This is a genomic window from Streptomyces sp. NPDC091371 (assembly GCF_040684275.1).
In the GTDB taxonomy this organism is placed as follows: domain Bacteria; phylum Actinomycetota; class Actinomycetes; order Streptomycetales; family Streptomycetaceae; genus Streptomyces.
The window spans coordinates 209251-224418 of record NZ_JBFBFP010000003.1; the positions used below are offsets into that span (position 1 = coordinate 209251).

The following is a 15168-nucleotide window of genomic DNA, read 5'->3' on the forward strand; positions in this document are numbered from 1 at the left end:
GGTCGCGCCGCTCAGAACTCGACCACCGAGCGGAGCACCTCGCCGCGCTCCATCCGGGCGAACGCGTCCTCGACCCCGTCGAGCGGGATGGTCTCGGAGACGAAGGCGTCCAGGTCGAGCCGGCCCTGCAGGTAGAGGTCGATGAGCAGCGGGAAGTCCCGTTCGGGCAGGCAGTCCCCGTACCAGGAGGACTTGAGGGCGCCGCCGCGGCCGAAGACGTCGAGGAGCGGGAGTTCGAGCCTCATGTCCGGGGTCGGCACGCCGACCAGGACCACGGTGCCCGCGAGGTCGCGCGCGTAGAAGGCCTGGCGGTAGGTCTCGGGGCGGCCGACGGCCTCGATGACCACGTCCGCGCCGTTGCCCCCGGTGAGATCCTGTACGGCCTTGACCACGTCCTCCGTGCGGCCGTTGACCGTGTGCGTGGCGCCGAGCCCCTTGGCCCACTCCAGTTTCCGGTCGTCGAGGTCCACGGCGATGATCCGGGAGGCCCCCGCCAGCCTGGCCCCGGCCACGGCGGCGTTGCCGACTCCCCCGCAGCCGATGACGGCGACGGAGTCGCCGCGGCCGACGTTGCCGGTGTTCAGGGCGGCGCCGAGGCCGGCCATCACGCCGCAGCCGAGGAGTCCGGCGGCGGCGGGCGAGGCGGCCGGGTCGACCTTGGTGCACTGCCCGGCCGCGACCAGGGTCTTCTCGGCGAAGGCACCGATGCCGAGGGCCGGGGAGAGCGGGGTGCCGTCCTCCAGGGTCATGGGCTGGGCGGCGTTGTGCGTGGCGAAGCAGTACCAGGGCCGTCCGCGCCTGCAGGCCCGGCAGGTGCCGCACACGGCACGCCAGTTGAGGACGACGAAGTCACCGGGGGCCACCGAGGTGACGTCCGGGCCGACCGATTCGACGGTCCCGGCGGCCTCGTGGCCGAGCAGGAAGGGGAACTCGTCGTTGATGCCGCCCTCGCGGTAGTGCAGGTCGGTGTGGCAGACCCCGCAGGCCTGGACCCGTACGAGCGCTTCGCCCGGCCCCGGGTCGGGCACGAGGATCGTCGTCGTCTCCACCGGTGCGCCCTTGCTCCGGGCGATGACCCCTCGTACGCGATGCGTCACGTCTACCCCGCTCTGGTGTCGTTGGCTGCCGTCAGCAACGTACACGGGCCGCGCCCGCCGGGGCAGTTGTGTCACCGCACGGCGCGCGGTGCAGCCAAATCCGGTGGCACGGACGCGCGCAGGGCCGCGCCGAAGGCGGCCACGGCCGGGTGGGCGGCGGCGCCGCTGCGGAAGGCGAGCTGGGTGCGCCGGCCCATGAGCAGGCGGGTGAGGCGTACGGCCGGATCGGCGGGGGCGGCGATGCCGAGCTGCGGTACGACGGCCACGCCCTGGCCCGCCGCGACCAGGGCGAGCACGGTGGCGAACTCGTCGACCTGGTGGCGGACGCGGGGCGTGAACCCGGCGGCCTGGCAGGCGCGCAGGGTCATGGCGTGGCAGAGGGTGCCGGGGGTGGCGGTGATCCAGGGCGCGCCGGCGTGCCTGCGCAGGACCGCGCCCTGGGCGATCCGGTCCACGGGGTCCTCGTCCGGCTCGGCGGCTCCGGCGGCCGGCGCGGCCACGTACATCGCCTCCTCGTACAGGGGCTCGGTGGCCAGGCCCGGCTCCTGGGCGGCCGGGACGAAGTCGTACTCGTGGACCAGGGCCACGTCCAGGTCCCCGGCGCGCAGCGCGTGCGCGACGGCCGCCGGGTCTGTCTCCGAGACCATGGGCTCCAGTCCCGGGTGGCGCCGGGCAAGGGCGACCAGGGCTGCGGGGACGATGGCCCGGGTGGCGGTGGGGAAGGCCCCGATCCGCAGGGCGCCGGCCAGGCCGCCGCGGGCCTCGGCGAGATCGGCTTCGGCCTGTTCCAGGCGTTCGAGGACGGCTTCGGCGTGCTCGACCAGGTGCTGTCCGGCGGGGGTGAGGCGGACCCGGCGGCCGGTGCGTTCCAGCAGCGGCAGGCCGGCTTCCCGTTCGAGGACGGCGAGTTGCTGGGACACCGCCGAAGGGCTGAAGGCGAGGGCTTCGGCCACGGCGGCGATGGTGCCGCGGCGGGCGAGTTCGCGCAGCAGGCGCAGGCGTCGTACATCGAGCATCGGCTCAGCTTACGTGTCGGATAAGAAATGCGAACTGGATCTGTCGGGTCGGGCGGGCCAGGCTCTACGGCATGGCACAGGACACGATGCAGAGCACGATGCAGAACACGACGGGGAGCGCGATGGGGAGCGCGGCTGAGACCCGCCCCCGCTCCGCCTTCCTCCACGGGATCCACGTCCCGCTCGTCACCCCCTTCGACCGGGCCGGGGAGGTGGCCGCCGACGCCCTCGAAGGCCTCGCCCACGAGGTGCTCGACGCGGGCGCCACCGGGATCGTCGCCCTCGGCACCACCGCGGAGAGCGCCGCCCTCGACGAGGCGGAGCGGGACCTCGTCACCGACGTGTGCGCCCGGGTCTGCGGGGAGCGGGGCGCGACGCTGACCATCGGCGCGGGGGCGAGCGGGACCCGGGCCGCCGAGGCCTCGCTGGCCCGGCTGGCCCGGTGGCCGCAGGCGCGGGCGGCGCTGGTGACCGTCCCGTCGTTCGTGCGGCCCTCGGCGGCGGGGGTGCTGGCGCACTTCGCGCGGCTGGCGGAGGTGAGCCCCGTACCGCTGATCGTCTATCACATCCCGTACCGCACGGGACAGCCGCTGGACGCGGCCGCGCTGCGGGCGCTCGGGGCGCTCCCGGGGGTGGCCGGGATGAAGTACGCGGGCGGGGGCATCGGCGAGGACACGGTCACGCTGCTCGGGGACCTGCCGGCCGGGTTCGAGGTGCTGGCCGGGGACGACGCGTACGCCTCCCCGCTGCTGGCGCTGGGCGCGGCGGGCGGGATCCTCGCCTCGGCCCATCTGGCGACGGCCCGGTTCGCGGAGCTCGCCGGGGCCTGGCGGGCGGGGGACGCGGCGCGGGCGCGGGCGCTGGGGCACGCACTGGCCAGGCTGTCGGCGGCGGCGTTCGCCGAACCGAACCCGACGGTCGTCAAGGGCGTCCTGCACGCGCTGGGGCGCATTCCGACGCCCGCTGTACGGCTCCCCCTGCTGCCCGCTTCCGGGGCGGCCGTGGCGGCGGCGCTGGAGCGGCTGGAAGAACTCGGGAGCGAGGGATTCCCACGCTGAGAAATGCCCGGAATGGGCGATTTGCGCATAACGCACGAGTCGCCCGAATGAGGCGCACAGAGACCGGACTTGCCCGGATTGACCGCGGGGTCTCCGGCCCGTGATGTGAGTCACGCCGGACATTCCAACATCATTTCCCCCGAAGGGCCGATTCCCTTTTCCCGGAAAGGGAATCGGCTATTGCGCGAACCCCCCTCCAAGGTCATTTTCCGGACCTAAGGCGGGAAGTCGATCTACCGGTGGAATTCGGGTCTTGTTCCCGCCCGGCGGGCTCGCCTACGGTCGCCTCGTTCCTGGTGGTACGCAGCCGAATCCGGCCGCCGCCGGGGCTCTCCCGTCCCCCCACGTGAGGAACTCCGCCATGCCCGCAAAGGGAAAGCACCGTCGGCCGAAGCACAACCCGTTCACCCGCAAGCTGGCTCTCGTCGGCACCGGTGGCGCGGCCCTCACCCTCCCGCTGATCAGCGCGACCACCGCCGGGGCGGTGGAGAAGACCACCGCCCCCACGGCTCACACCGCCGCCCCCACGGCCGGCACCGCCACTCCCACGACGTATTCCGTGGTCGCCGGCGACACCCTTTCGGAGATCGCGGCGAAGCATTCCGTGAGCGGCGGCTGGAAGGAGCTCTACGCGGCGAACAAGAGCGTCATCGGTGACAACCCGTCGGTCATCCGGCCCGGCATCAAACTGAAGCTCGGCGCCGAGGCGAAGACCGCCGACGCCACCCGCGCGAGCAGGTCCGCCACCCGTACCCCCATCACCTACGCGAACAATCTCGACGGATGGATCCGCGAGTCCCTCGCCGTGATGGCCAAGCACGGAATTCCCGGTACCTACAACGGAATTCACCGCAACGTGATGCGGGAGTCCTCGGGCAACCCCCTCGCCATCAACAACTGGGACATCAACGCCCAGAACGGCATCCCGTCCAAGGGCCTGCTCCAGGTCATCGACCCGACCTTCCAGACCTACCACGTGCCGGGCACGTCGACGGACTCCTACGACCCGGTCGCCAACATCACCGCGGCGTGCAACTACGCGGCCGCGCGCTACGGCTCCATCGACAACGTCAACGGGCCCTACTGAGCCGGCCCCTTGCCGCAACGCGGGCCGGGACGTCCAGTGCGGATGTCCCGGCCTTCGTGCGTGCGGCGCTCCGGCGGTGTCAGAAGGGGACGACCTTCTTGACCTTGCCGTCGATGCCGGCGAGCACGTAGCCGCCGCGGCCGTACGCGTCAGTGAGGTAGGGACGCATACAGGGGACCTGGTCCATCATCCAGGGCTCGACGATGACGTAGCGCAGGGTCGGGTTCGGCACGTTCAGGTCCTTCGCCGACTGCTCCAGCAGGCCCGGCAGGGCGTCCCAGTTGACCGCGGCCATGTCGATGAGCGGCTCGCCCTCCTCGACCGTGCCGTCCGGGCCCGTGCGCTTGGCCGTGCCGTCGCGGTACTGCCAGGCGTCGACGGTCTCGGCACCGGGGGCGGTGGGGATGGAGGCGAGGACGTAGCCGTCGTAGACCTTCAGGTCCACGAAGGTGGTCGTACCCGTCTGCTGCTTGAACGCCTCCAGCGCGGTCCGGACGTTCGCCGGGGTGAGCATGCTGCCCCGGGGTGCGCTCGCCTTGGGCGCGCTCGCCTTCGGGCCGGGGGTGCCGGAGGTGCCGGGGGTGCCGCCCGCACCGGCGGTCGTGGCGGCTGTGGCGGTGGGGCGGGCCGTGGAGCCGCCCTGCGCGTCGTCACGGCCGCCGTCGCCGCTCCCGTCGGGCAGCCAGCGGACGATGCCCACGACCCCGGCCGCCAGCACGGCGGCGAGCGCGAGGCCGAGCAGGACCGGGCGCTTGCGCGGGGCCGGCCCCGCGGGGAGGGGCGTGGTGGTGGCCGCGTAGGGGGACGGGACCGGGCCGAACGGCGGCGGGGTGGGCGATCCGTACGGCCCGTACTGCCCGTACGGGGCCGGGGCGACGGGGGTGGGCACGGCGGCCGGCGGGGGCGTCGCTCCCACTCCGAGAGCGGTGCTCGCGTCCCGGAGCAGTTGTTCCAGCTGCGCCCCGTCGGGCCGCGCGGCCGGGTCCCGTACGAGCAGCCGTTCCAGTACGGAACCCAGCGGGCCGGAGCGCACGGGTGCCGGGATCGGCTCGTCCAGCACCGCGACGACCGTGGCCAGGCTGGTGGCCCGGCGCAGCGGGTGGACCCCCTCGGCGGCCACGTACAGCAGCATGCCCAGCGACCACAGGTCGGAGGAGGCCAGCCCCTCCTCGCCCCGGACGCGTTCGGGCGCGATGTACTCCGGCGAGCCGATCAGCACGCCCGTCGCGGTGAGTCCCGTCGAGCCGTGCAGGGCCGCGATGCCGAAGTCGGTGAGCACCGCCGATCCGTCGGGGCGCAGCAGCACGTTGGCCGGTTTCACATCACGGTGGAGGATCCCCTCGGCGTGTGCGGCGCGCAGCGCGGACAGCACGTCGAGGCCGAGCCGCAGCACGTCCGCGAGCGGCAGCGGGCCGGCGGACAGCTTGTCGTGCAGGGACCCGCCCCGGACGAGCTCCATGACGATCCACGGGTGTCCGCCCGCGCCGTCGGCGGGCTCGACGATGTGGTGGATCGTCACCACGTGGGGGTGGGCCAGGCGGGCGAGGGCCCGGGCCTCGCGAACGGCCCGTTCGCGCAGCTGATCGGCCAGACCGGGCTGGGCGGCGGCGGTCGCCGGGTCCGGCGGGCGCACCTCTTTGAGTGCGACCTCGCGGTGCAGGGCGATGTCGCGGGCCCGCCACACCGTACCCATGCCGCCGCTGCCCAGGGGCGCTACGAGTTCGAAGCGCCCGTCGATCAATTGTCTGCCGGCCTCACCAGTGTCCATGGCGGCTCATCGTAGGCGCCGCCGCTGTCAACAGCGTCGGCGGTCCACGGTGAGCGTTCCCTGGACCGTGGTGACCGTACGGTCGTAGCACCCTCCGGGTACCCCGCTGCCGTGCAGCCGGTAGCGGGCGGTGCTGGTGCCCACCGCGTGGCGCTGGTCGCGCGGGACGTTCGCGGTGTAGGTGGCCTCGCCCGTGTACCGGTCGTCGAGCCGGGAGACGTCGACCGTGCGGCCGCCGCGCAGGGTGACGGTGTCGGCCCGGTCGCCGAGCGAGAGGACGGTGCGCAGCCGGTCCCCGGCGCCGAGGGTGGTCTCGCCGTCCATCGTGTAGGTGCGGGTGGTGCGGGTGGTGGCGGCGCCGCGCGTCACGCTCTCCTCGTCGGTCCAGGTAGCGGTCAGCGCGTCCCGGTTCTCGCCGTCGGTCCAGCGGTGCACGGAGGTGCCCCGGACGGAGCGGGTGACGGTGGTGGTGACCCGGCCGTGCGAGGTGTCGAGGTATCCGGCGACGGTCAGCCGGTGGGCGCCTTCGGTATCCAGGCGGTGCTCGCCGCCGGGGGTGGCGGGCGTCCAGCGCGAGGAGCCGGCGGGTTCGCCCGGGTCGTGCCGGGTCACGGCACCGGTGACGACCTCGCGGGCCTCGTCCTGCCAGAGCAGCAGGTTGGTGGGGGTGCTCCAGCCGCTCTGGCCGGCCGAGACCCCGGCGACGGTCGCCTCGATCCGGTGCGGGCGCCCGTCGTTGAGGAGCGCGGCGAAGGGGGTGAGGTCGTAGCGGATCGGCTGGACGTCGAAGGCGCGGGGGCCCGGAGTGACGTACCAGAGGAAGGGGTTGGACCAGCCGCCGGTCCAGACCGTGGGGAAGGGCGCGGCGATGCCCGCGAGTTGTCCGTCGACCGAGACGCGGACCTCGCGGTGGGGGCCGTCGGCGGCCTTGCAGGAATACGGGGCCGCGTCCGGAGTGGTCATGTACCAGTACTCCTCGCAGCCGCCCCCGGAGCCGGTGGCGTACACCTCGGCAACGAGCCGCTCCGTGTTGCGCGGAGTGGTGACCGACGGGGTGGTGAGGGGCAGTACGCGGTCGGGGATGTCGGAGGCCGGCGGGGTGCGGTCCTCGGCGGCGTGAAAGGTCAGGGTGACCGTGACGTCGATGACGCCGGTGTAGGTGTCGTTGACGACGTTGCCGATCAGCATCTCAACGGGCTGCGGGCGGGAGAGGGCGTCGCGGTAGCGGGTGACGTCCTTCTCCACGGACCAGGTGATGCCGTCCGGCGAGGGCTGCGGGGTGGAGGTGCGCAGGATCTCGACGCCCCCGAGGGAGAGGTTGCCCAGGCGGTCGTACTGGCGGCCCTTGACCTTGCCGTCGAGGCGGAGCACGACCTTGGCCCAGTCGGCCGGGCCGCAGTCGGTGGGCGGGGCGTAGCTGCCGCGGTAGGGGGTGAAGTCGCGGAACTGCGCCTCCGCGAGGGTCACCTGGCAGGACCGGGTCGCGGGCCGGGTGACGGGCGGGGCGGGGGTGAGGGGGTCGTGCCAGTCGGTGCCGAACTCGGCGGGCGGCGGCTCCGTGGGGGTCCGGCCGTGCGCGGGTCCCGCTCCGGCCAGGGTGCCGGCGGCCAGCGCGATCGCGCCTAGCAGGCCCATGATCCTGTGTCGTCTCATGGGCCCGCAGTGAAACGCGGTCCGCTGCGACCGCGCCAGGGCGGGTGCGGCGGACGTGGCGCGAATTCGCCCCTGCGGCCGGGCGGGCCGCCGGACGTCTGGTCCGGCCCTGCGGGGAGGCGGCGGCTCAGGCCGGCAGGACGACGATGCCGTCGTCGTCCGCGTGGACCGTGTCCCCGGGGCGGAAGGTGGCGCCGCCGATCGTGACGGGCACGTCCACCTGGCCCGCGCCGGTCTTCCCGCTCTTGCGGGGAACCGTGCCCAGTGCCTTGATGCCGAGGTCGAGCCCGCCCAGGGCGACGCTGTCGCGGACGGCGCCGTTGATGATCAGGCCGGCCCAGCCGTTGCGCTCGGCGGCGCCGGCGAGCAGGTCGCCGACGAGTGCGGTGCGCAGCGAGCCGCCGCCGTCCACGACGAGGACGGCGCCGTCGCCCGGCCCGTGGACGAGTTCGCGCAGCAGCGCGTTGTCCTCGTGGCAGGACAGGGTCCGCACCGGTCCGGCGAACAGCCGGCGGCCGCCCAACTGCCGGAACTGCGTGGCACAGATGCCGAGGTCCTCACCGTGCTCGTCGTACAGGTCGGCCGTGGGGACGGGGGTGACGCTCATGTCGCTGAAACTTCCTCGCTGCTCGTTCTCGCTCGTACGTCGCGCCGTGCGGCCAGCGTAGTCGCCGCGCGGGGCGGGCCGGCGGACCCGGGTCAGCTGCGGGAGTTGCCGAAGAGGAGCCGGTAGGCGATCAGCAGGACCAGCGAGCCGGCGATGGCGGAGCCCCAGGTGGCGAGGTCGAAGAACTCGGTCTGGATCGGCTTGTCGAGGAACTTCGCCGAAAGCCAGCCTCCGGTGAAGGACCCGGCCACGCCGATGAGGGTGGTGACGATCAGGCCGCCGGGATCACGGCCGGGCAGCAGGAACTTGGCTATGCCCCCGGCCAGCAGTCCCAGGACGATCCAGCTGACGATTCCCATGCCCAGTCACTCCGTTTCGGTGTTCGGTCGCTCTCCGTGGAGGACGCGGCGGGGGCCGGATCGGTTCTCAGGCGGTGGCGGCGGCCGTGCCTGCGGTCGGGGTCCGGGTCAGGAGGAGCACTCCGCGCGCCGCCGCCAGGGCTCCGGCCACCGCCAGCAGCAGGCCCAGGGCGCCGCCCTGGAGGCGTTCGCCGAGCAGGACCATGCCGATGGCGGCCGCGGCCAGGGGGTTGGACAGGTTCACGACGGCGAGCGGGGCGCCGAGCCCGCCCCGGTAGGCCCGCTGCGACAGGAGCATCCCGCCGACCGCGAACACCACGACGAGCAGGGCCACCGCGACGACCCGGGCGCTGAGCAGGTCACCGCCGCGGCCGCCCGCCACGGCCACGGTCTGGGTCAGGGCGGAGGCGGCCGCGGAGGCCAGCCCCGACGCGGTGGCGTGCCGGAGCCCCGAGCGCGGGTCCTTGCGGGCGGTCAGCAGCAGGATCACGGCGGCCGTCGCCCCGGAGAGGGAGAGGGCCTCGGCCAGGCTGAGGGTGTCGTCCGGGGCGGGCCCGGACGCGGGGAGCAGCAGCAGGCCGAGCCCGGCGACGGTGGCGAGCGTGCCCCGCCATTCGGTGGCCGCGACCCGCCGGCCGGCTCCGCGCGCGCCCAGCGGAACGGCGGCCACCAAGGTGAGCGCGCCGAGCGGCTGCACCAGGGTGAGCGGCCCGTACCGCAGGGCGGCCGCGTGCAGCAGCGCCGCGGCGGCGTTCAGTCCGGCCGACCACCACCAGGCGCCGTTGCCGAGCAGAGCGCCGACGGTGCGGGCGACCGCGGCGCGGGCGAGGCGTTCCTGGGCGACGGCGGCGGCCGCGTAGGTCACGGCCGAGGCCAGGCAGAGGGCGACGGCGAGGGCGGTGGCGTTCACCGTCCCGCTCCTACGAGACCGGGGGCGGCGGCGGGGGCGTTGCGCTGCGCGGGGAGCTCCGGTGCGGGGTGCGGGCTCCGCCGCGGCGGTCGCGGGACCAGCAGCAGGGCCGCGCCGAGCAGCACGGTGGCCACGATGGCGTCGAGCCAGTAGTGGTTGGCCGTGCCGACCACCACGAGCAGGGTCACCAGCGGGTGCAGCAGCCACAGCGCGCGCAGGCGTGCGGAGGTGGCGGCGATCATGCCGAGCGCGAGCACCAGCGCCCAGCCGAAGTGCAGGGAGGGCATCGCGGCGAACTGGTTGGCCATCGTGTCGGCGGCCGGCGCGGCCCCGTACACGGTGGGCCCGTAGACCTGGCCGGTGTCGACGAGGCGTGCGGCTTCGAGCATCCGCGGGGGCGCGAGCGGGAAGGCCAGGTGCAGGACGAGGGCGGCGCCGGTGAGCACGGCCAGGACCCGGCGGGCCCAGAGGTAGTGGCCGGGGCGGCGGACGTAGAGCCACACCAGGAAGAGCGCCGTCGCGGGGAAGTGGACGGCCGCGTAGTAGGTGTTCGCGGTGTGCACGAGGGCGTCGCCGTGCAGCAGCAGCCGCTGGACCGCGCCCTCGCCGGGCAGGTGCAGGGCGCGCTCGGCGTCCCAGGTCCGGCCCGCGTTGCGGAAGGCCTCCTCGGTGCGGCCGGTGGAGAGCATCCGGCCCGCCTTGTAGACGGTGAACAGCACCGTGACGAGCAGCAGCTCGCGCACGAGCCGGCGGCGCGCCGCCGCTCCGTGGCGTCCGGCCCGCTGCCCGGACTGTTGGCCGGACTGTTGGCCGGACTCCTTGGATATCCCGGTGGTCTGGGCGTTCATCCCCCGGTCTCGCTTCCTGTCCTGTTCACGCACACGTCGACCCGACATCGACACGCCAGTGTATCGATACATTCGCGTATCGATACGACCGTGTACCGATACGCTCGCGTTCCCGTAGACTTTCGAGCATGACGTCGCCGCCGCAGACCCCAGCGCGCCGCTCCAAGATCACCCCGGAGCGGGCCAAGGAGTTCTACGACGCCGTGCTGGAGCAACTGCGCGAGCACGGCTACGAGGCCCTCACCATGGAGGGCGTCGCCGCCCGCGCCAGCTGCGGCAAGTCCACGCTCTACCGGCAGTGGAAGACCAAGCCCCGGCTGGTCGCGGCCGCCCTGCGCGCGAACCGGCAGGGCACGCTGACCGCCGTGGACACCGGGACGCTGGCCGGCGACCTGCGCGAGGCCGCCCGTATCGCGGCGGGCACCTCGGGCCGGGACACCCGGCTGACGCAGGCCCTCGGGCACGCGGTGCTCGACGACGAGGAGCTGCAGTCCGCGCTGCGCGAGGCGCTGGTCGAGCCGGAGCTGGCCGCCTTCGACGCGATGGTGCAGCGGGCGGTGGCGCGGGGTGAGATCACCGCGGACCACCCGGCCGTGGAGTTCCTGCCCGCGCAGCTGATGGGCGTGCTCCGGATCCGGCCCGTGCTGGACGGCCGGGACGCCGACGCGGACTACCTGGTCCGGTTCGTCGACGCGGTGTTGCTCCCCTCACTGGGCCTGGCGCCGCCCGGCGGCCCGACCCCCTGAACCGGCGGGCCGCCGTCTCGATGACCGGACGGCGACCTGCCCGCGCTGCCTCGTGGGGACGGTGGCAGCGCGCCACCCGGACCGGGCGGCGGCCACTCCCGCGAGGAGTGGCCGCCGCCGGGTCCGCGCGGGCCGTCAGCGCACGGAGCCCATGGCCCGGGTGTACTCCTCCGGGTCGGCGTCGAAGCCGCGCACCCGCGCGTCGAGGGTCCAGGCGCCCGAGGCATCGCGGAGGAACTCGGCGACCGTGGCCGCGGTGGCCGTCGACACGGACCCGAAGTCGCCCTGGACGAGGTCGGTGTGGCCCTCTCGGATCCGGAAGCCCGTACCGGCGATGTCCGCGAAGGTCTTCGCCCGGCCCGCGTCCCCGCCGGAGCCCGCGCCCGCCCCCACCCCCGCGAGGGCGTTCTGTATCACGACACCGACGACGACGCGGCGCACCTGCTCGCCCATCCGCTCCAGCTCGATCGTCATCACCTCGTCGAAACCGAAGCCCTGGCCGGTGTGGCTGTCCCGGTTCAGGGTGATGGTCCCGTCGGGTGACCGCTTGCCGAAGTGGACCAGCTGGACGGGCTCCCGGTAGAGGTCGGCCGCCCCGTAGACGGCGGCGACGATGTCGAGGTCGTTCGCGGGCGTGCCGGCGGGGCTGGGGTCCCACCTCAGTGCGACCTCCACCTTGGCCAGGCCCTTGCGTACACCGGTCACCGAACTCCCCCTCCGTTCAACGGGTATGGCCCGGCCATGATCCCACGCGGCGCCCGCGCGGGGCCGAACGACCGTACGTTCCCGGCCAGTCGGCCCCGCGTCCGCCTACGGGCCGGCCTGCCCGCCTACCAGTCGCCGTCCTGGACGGGCTTGCCCGGCCTCGGGGCGTTGCCGAGCGGCTTGACCTGGCCGGGTGCCGGATCCACCCAGGGGGCGTGGTCGTCGCCGAGCCACTCCCCGACCGGCTTGACCTGGCTGAGGGTGTCCGCCGGGGCGAGGTCGGTGGCGGACTCGTCGTAGTAGTCGAACCAGGGCAGCCCGGCCTTGGTGTAGGCGGCCCGGTCGACCGGCGAGGGCGGCGCGGCCTCCCCGGTGATACGGCGCCACTCGGGCGGGGTCACCAGGTGGACGAAGACCCGCGCGGCGGGCTCCTCGGACCAGTCGGACAGCGGGCGCTCGTCCCGGTAGACCTCCTGGTGCATGGAGCCGCCCACGCCGAGGCCCATCGCCGGAGCCGCGGGCCGCGGGGCGGCCCCGCGCCGGGGAGCGGAGCCGGGCGCCATGCTCTGGGGCGCCATCATCGGCGCCGGCATCGGCGCGGGCACCGGGCCGCCGAAGCCCCCGGGGGGCTGGGGAGCCCCGTACGGGACGGCCCCGCCCGGCGTCGGCGGCGTGATGCGCGCCAGCTCCGCCCGCCGCCACTCCGCGAGCGCCACCGGCCCCAGCGGGAACGCCTGCAGCTGCACGCCGCCCGTGGTCTCCTCCCCCGTCACCTGGCCCTCCACCGTGGCGCCGAGCCCGAGCGGCACGGCGACGAACTGGCGCACCGTTCCCTCTCCGGAATTGATCCCGTCCAGCCACGGCTGCCGGGGCAGCACCAGGTAGTTCTGCGGGCCGCGCGCGAGCCTGCCCGTCCACCGCTTGCCCGAGACGGCGCAGACCTTGCCGACCCCGACCTGGAGCGCGGCCGGCTCACGGGTCCCGCCGAAGCTCAGCCACATCGCCTCGCGCAGGTACACGGGCAGCATGACGCCGCCCTTCGCCAGCCACTCCGGCGGCACCGTGTCCGGATAGTCCTCCACGCGGCGCAGCGGGAACTCCCCCAGTCCCGGCGGCAGCGAGTGCGTACCGCGCTCGGGCAGCCTCAAGGTCCGGATGAAGCGGATCTGCACCCCCTCGCCCAGCAGCAGCGCATTTCCGTCGACCCGTACCGAACCCGTCCCCATGCCGCCCCTCATTCCCGCCCGGCTGCCGATCGGCCGCAGGAACGGCGGTCGGTCCGGATCGTTATCCTCAAGTTTTGCTCAGATGTAGTGACGCTGAGCCCGTCGCCTTCCTAGCTTCCTCGTACACGCGTCTTTCTCCGTACGCGTGTCTCGACGTCCCCCCACGTCCCCGCGGTTCCACGTGCCCGGCGATCCCGGGGCGCGCCCGCGTCCAAAGAAAGAGTGCAAGATGAAGGTTCCCCAGGCCGGTGCGGTCGCCGCAGTGATCGCCCTCACCCTCACCACCGCCGGGTGCGGCAGTGGCGACGAGGCCAAGGGGAAGCTCGCGGTCGGCATCAAGTTCGACCAGCCGGGCATCGGGATGCGGGAGACCGGCGGCGCCTTCACCGGTTTCGACGTGGACGTCGCCACGTACATCGCCAAGGAGCTCGGCTACAAGGCGGACGAGATCGAGTTCAAGCAGGTCTACAGCAACGACCGCGAGCTGCTGCTGCAGTACAACGAGGTCGAGTTCGTCGCCGCGAGCTACTCGATCAACGACAAGCGCAAGGAGAAGGTCGACTTCGCCGGCCCGTACTTCGTCGCGCACCAGGACCTGCTGATCCGCGCCGACGACACGAGCATCACCAAGGCCGAGGACCTCAACACCCCGACCAAGCGGCTGTGCTCGGTCGTCGGCTCCACTTCGGCCGAGAACCTCAAGAACCGGCTCGCCCCCAAGGCGGGCATCCTCGAGGTGGCCGGCTACTCGGAGTGCCTCGTCGCCCTCCAGGACCACCTGGTGGACGCAATGACCACGGACAATTCCATCCTGGCCGGTTACGCGGCCCGGAAGGGCAACGAGGGCAAGTTCAAGCTGACGGGTCAGAACCTGAGCGTCGAGAACTACGGCATCGGCGTCAAGAAGGGCGAGAAGGAACTCCAGAGCAAGATCAACGACGCCCTTCGGAAGATGGTGTCGGACGGCTCCTGGGAGGCGGCGGTGAGGAAGAACTTCGGCGCCGACTACAAGAACGAGCCGGCCCCGGCGATCACAGCGGGCAGCTGACGATCGTCGAGGCGGTGGCCGGGTCCCCCCAGTCGGCGTCGAAGCGGGCGTTGACCACGTAGAGCCGGTCGCCGTACACCGCCGCGGTGGTCGGTTCGTCGAAGCGCGGGTCGGTGATCCGCTTGACGAACCGGGCCCGGCGGCCGTCGCCGCTCAGGGTGAACACGTCCACGGCGTAGGCCCAGTTGCGTACGACGTACAGGGTGCGGCCGTGCACCACGAGCCCGTCGCCGTTGGCCGCCGAGCCGCCGTCGAGGACGGTCCGGGTGGCGATGCCGGTGCGCGGGTCTACGCGGAACAGCGCCTCGGCGGTGTCGTGCACCAGCAGCAGGGCCTGGCCGTCGGGGGTGCGCTCGATGCCGTTGGCGCCCCAGTACTCCCCGCCGGGCGGGACCGGCACCCATTCGCCGCCGAGGCGCAGGGCGCGCGGCGCCGCTTCGGCGCCCGTGAGCGTGCGGCCGGCCGGCAGGAAGTACACGACGTCGGCGAAGGAGTCGGTGAACCAGGCGCCGCCGCATCCGACGACCACGTCGTTGATGAAGGCGGTGCCCGTGGCGGCCTGGTGGGTGGCCAGCACCCGGCCGTCGCCGGAGTGGACGACGCGGATCTGCCCGCTGTCGCCGCCGGCGACGAGCAGCCTGCCGTAGCCGTCGAGCTTGAGGCCGACGGACATCGGCCCCTGGCCCCGGGTGATGATCCGGCCGGCCCCGGTGGCGAGGTCGGCGCGGTAGATCGAGCCGTCGATCAGCGATCCGGTGTAGGCCGTGCCGCGGCCGGAGACGGCGATGCCCTCGGGCTGGAAGCCGGGCGGGGTGGCTATGGCGTCGGGGCGTACGGCGGTGGCCGACCGCTCGTCGGCCGTGGTACGGGCCTGGGCGAGCGGGGCGAGGGGTCCGGCGAGCGCGGCGCCGCCGAGGGCGGCGGCCGCACCGATGAACCTACGGCGACCCAAGGGTCCGGTCACGTGGTGTCCTTTCAACTGCCTTGTGAGCAACATCGATTGGCCAGCCCACCTCAGCACACCTCCCTCGTCCCGTCAG

The 15168-nt window shown here is 73.6% G+C and carries 15 protein-coding genes; 4 read left to right on the plus strand and 11 right to left on the minus strand.

The features are described 5' to 3' along the window. Positions 1-11: 11 nt before the first annotated feature. Together AB0O21_RS06210 and AB0O21_RS06215 are read right to left on the minus strand one after the other, a co-directional pair. Positions 12-1097: an S-(hydroxymethyl)mycothiol dehydrogenase gene (locus tag AB0O21_RS06210; RefSeq protein WP_365166826.1), complete on the minus strand. Its 1086-nt coding sequence runs from the start codon at positions 1095-1097 to the stop codon at positions 12-14. A 71-nt stretch (positions 1098-1168) separates the two neighbouring features. Further along, entirely contained in the window at positions 1169-2113 is a 945-nt protein-coding gene (locus AB0O21_RS06215; protein ID WP_365166828.1) for a LysR substrate-binding domain-containing protein, read from the minus strand. Between the two features lie 122 nt (positions 2114-2235). Here AB0O21_RS06215 and AB0O21_RS06220 point away from each other — a divergent pair, with 122 nt between their 5' ends. Continuing rightward, on the plus strand, positions 2236-3171 hold the full coding sequence (locus tag AB0O21_RS06220) for a dihydrodipicolinate synthase family protein (protein WP_365167127.1): 936 nt from the start codon (positions 2236-2238) through the stop codon (positions 3169-3171). Between the two features lie 361 nt (positions 3172-3532). After that, complete coding sequence (locus tag AB0O21_RS06225) at positions 3533-4258, plus strand: LysM peptidoglycan-binding domain-containing protein (RefSeq protein WP_365166830.1); 726 nt, start codon at positions 3533-3535, stop codon at positions 4256-4258. Between the two features lie 79 nt (positions 4259-4337). Here AB0O21_RS06225 and AB0O21_RS06230 read toward each other — a convergent pair whose 3' ends face one another. The 6 genes from AB0O21_RS06230 to AB0O21_RS06255 all read right to left on the minus strand — a co-directional run bounded on the left by AB0O21_RS06230 (position 4338) and on the right by AB0O21_RS06255 (position 10403). Further along, positions 4338-6026 carry a serine/threonine-protein kinase gene (locus AB0O21_RS06230; protein WP_365166832.1) on the minus strand — a complete coding sequence of 563 codons (1689 nt, stop codon included), beginning with the start codon at positions 6024-6026 and terminating at the stop codon, positions 4338-4340. A 27-nt stretch (positions 6027-6053) separates the two neighbouring features. Further along, positions 6054-7679, minus strand: coding sequence for a peptide-N4-asparagine amidase (locus tag AB0O21_RS06235; protein ID WP_365166835.1), 1626 nt, complete (start codon positions 7677-7679; stop codon positions 6054-6056). Between the two features lie 127 nt (positions 7680-7806). Then, entirely contained in the window at positions 7807-8286 is a 480-nt protein-coding gene (gene rraA, locus AB0O21_RS06240) for a ribonuclease E activity regulator RraA (protein WP_365166838.1), read from the minus strand. A 92-nt stretch (positions 8287-8378) separates the two neighbouring features. Then, on the minus strand, positions 8379-8645 hold the full coding sequence (locus AB0O21_RS06245; RefSeq protein WP_365166840.1) for a GlsB/YeaQ/YmgE family stress response membrane protein: 267 nt from the start codon (positions 8643-8645) through the stop codon (positions 8379-8381). Between the two features lie 67 nt (positions 8646-8712). Further along, a complete protein-coding gene (locus tag AB0O21_RS06250) occupies positions 8713-9555 on the minus strand; it encodes a hypothetical protein (protein WP_365166843.1) in 843 nt (280 codons plus the stop codon). Next, positions 9552-10403 (minus strand): phosphatase PAP2 family protein, encoded by an 852-nt coding sequence (locus AB0O21_RS06255; RefSeq protein WP_365166846.1) that lies wholly within the window; start codon positions 10401-10403, stop codon positions 9552-9554. Before AB0O21_RS06255 ends, AB0O21_RS06250 begins: the two co-directional genes overlap by 4 nt. A gap of 128 nt (positions 10404-10531) precedes the next feature. Here AB0O21_RS06255 and AB0O21_RS06260 point away from each other — a divergent pair, with 128 nt between their 5' ends. After that, complete coding sequence (locus tag AB0O21_RS06260; RefSeq protein ID WP_365166849.1) at positions 10532-11149, plus strand: TetR/AcrR family transcriptional regulator; 618 nt, start codon at positions 10532-10534, stop codon at positions 11147-11149. A gap of 135 nt (positions 11150-11284) precedes the next feature. Here AB0O21_RS06260 and AB0O21_RS06265 read toward each other — a convergent pair whose 3' ends face one another. Together AB0O21_RS06265 and AB0O21_RS06270 are read right to left on the minus strand one after the other, a co-directional pair. Then, positions 11285-11854, minus strand: a complete 570-nt coding sequence (locus tag AB0O21_RS06265) for a TerD family protein (RefSeq protein WP_365166851.1) — start codon at positions 11852-11854, stop codon at positions 11285-11287. Between the two features lie 125 nt (positions 11855-11979). Then, positions 11980-13080: a hypothetical protein gene (locus AB0O21_RS06270; protein WP_365166854.1), complete on the minus strand. Its 1101-nt coding sequence runs from the start codon at positions 13078-13080 to the stop codon at positions 11980-11982. 229 nt (positions 13081-13309) lie between these two features. Between AB0O21_RS06270 and AB0O21_RS06275 the strand changes: the two genes are divergently transcribed. After that, positions 13310-14128 carry a glutamate ABC transporter substrate-binding protein gene (locus tag AB0O21_RS06275; RefSeq protein ID WP_365166857.1) on the plus strand — a complete coding sequence of 273 codons (819 nt, stop codon included), beginning with the start codon at positions 13310-13312 and terminating at the stop codon, positions 14126-14128. Here the strand turns inward: AB0O21_RS06275 and AB0O21_RS06280 are convergent. Further along, positions 14112-15092, minus strand: coding sequence for a superoxide dismutase (locus tag AB0O21_RS06280; protein ID WP_365166860.1), 981 nt, complete (start codon positions 15090-15092; stop codon positions 14112-14114). The genes AB0O21_RS06275 and AB0O21_RS06280 overlap by 17 nt on opposite strands. Positions 15093-15168: the final 76 nt, after the last annotated feature.

What these genes read in the sequence shown, in the direction of transcription:
- AB0O21_RS06255 (WP_365166846.1), bottom strand. Translation starts at nt 10,403, where the DNA reads ATGAACGCCCAGACCACCGGGATATCCAAGGAGTCCGGCCAACAGTCC.
- rraA (WP_365166838.1), bottom strand. Translation starts at nt 8,286, where the DNA reads ATGAGCGTCACCCCCGTCCCCACGGCCGACCTGTACGACGAGCACGGT.
- AB0O21_RS06260 (WP_365166849.1), top strand. Translation starts at nt 10,532, where the DNA reads ATGACGTCGCCGCCGCAGACCCCAGCGCGCCGCTCCAAGATCACCCCG.
- AB0O21_RS06225 (WP_365166830.1), top strand. Translation starts at nt 3,533, where the DNA reads ATGCCCGCAAAGGGAAAGCACCGTCGGCCGAAGCACAACCCGTTCACC.
- AB0O21_RS06245 (WP_365166840.1), bottom strand. Translation starts at nt 8,645, where the DNA reads ATGGGAATCGTCAGCTGGATCGTCCTGGGACTGCTGGCCGGGGGCATA.
- AB0O21_RS06230 (WP_365166832.1), bottom strand. Translation starts at nt 6,026, where the DNA reads ATGGACACTGGTGAGGCCGGCAGACAATTGATCGACGGGCGCTTCGAA.
- AB0O21_RS06215 (WP_365166828.1), bottom strand. Translation starts at nt 2,113, where the DNA reads ATGCTCGATGTACGACGCCTGCGCCTGCTGCGCGAACTCGCCCGCCGC.
- AB0O21_RS06270 (WP_365166854.1), bottom strand. Translation starts at nt 13,080, where the DNA reads ATGGGGACGGGTTCGGTACGGGTCGACGGAAATGCGCTGCTGCTGGGC.
- AB0O21_RS06275 (WP_365166857.1), top strand. Translation starts at nt 13,310, where the DNA reads ATGAAGGTTCCCCAGGCCGGTGCGGTCGCCGCAGTGATCGCCCTCACC.
- AB0O21_RS06220 (WP_365167127.1), top strand. Translation starts at nt 2,236, where the DNA reads ATGGGGAGCGCGGCTGAGACCCGCCCCCGCTCCGCCTTCCTCCACGGG.
- AB0O21_RS06235 (WP_365166835.1), bottom strand. Translation starts at nt 7,679, where the DNA reads ATGAGACGACACAGGATCATGGGCCTGCTAGGCGCGATCGCGCTGGCC.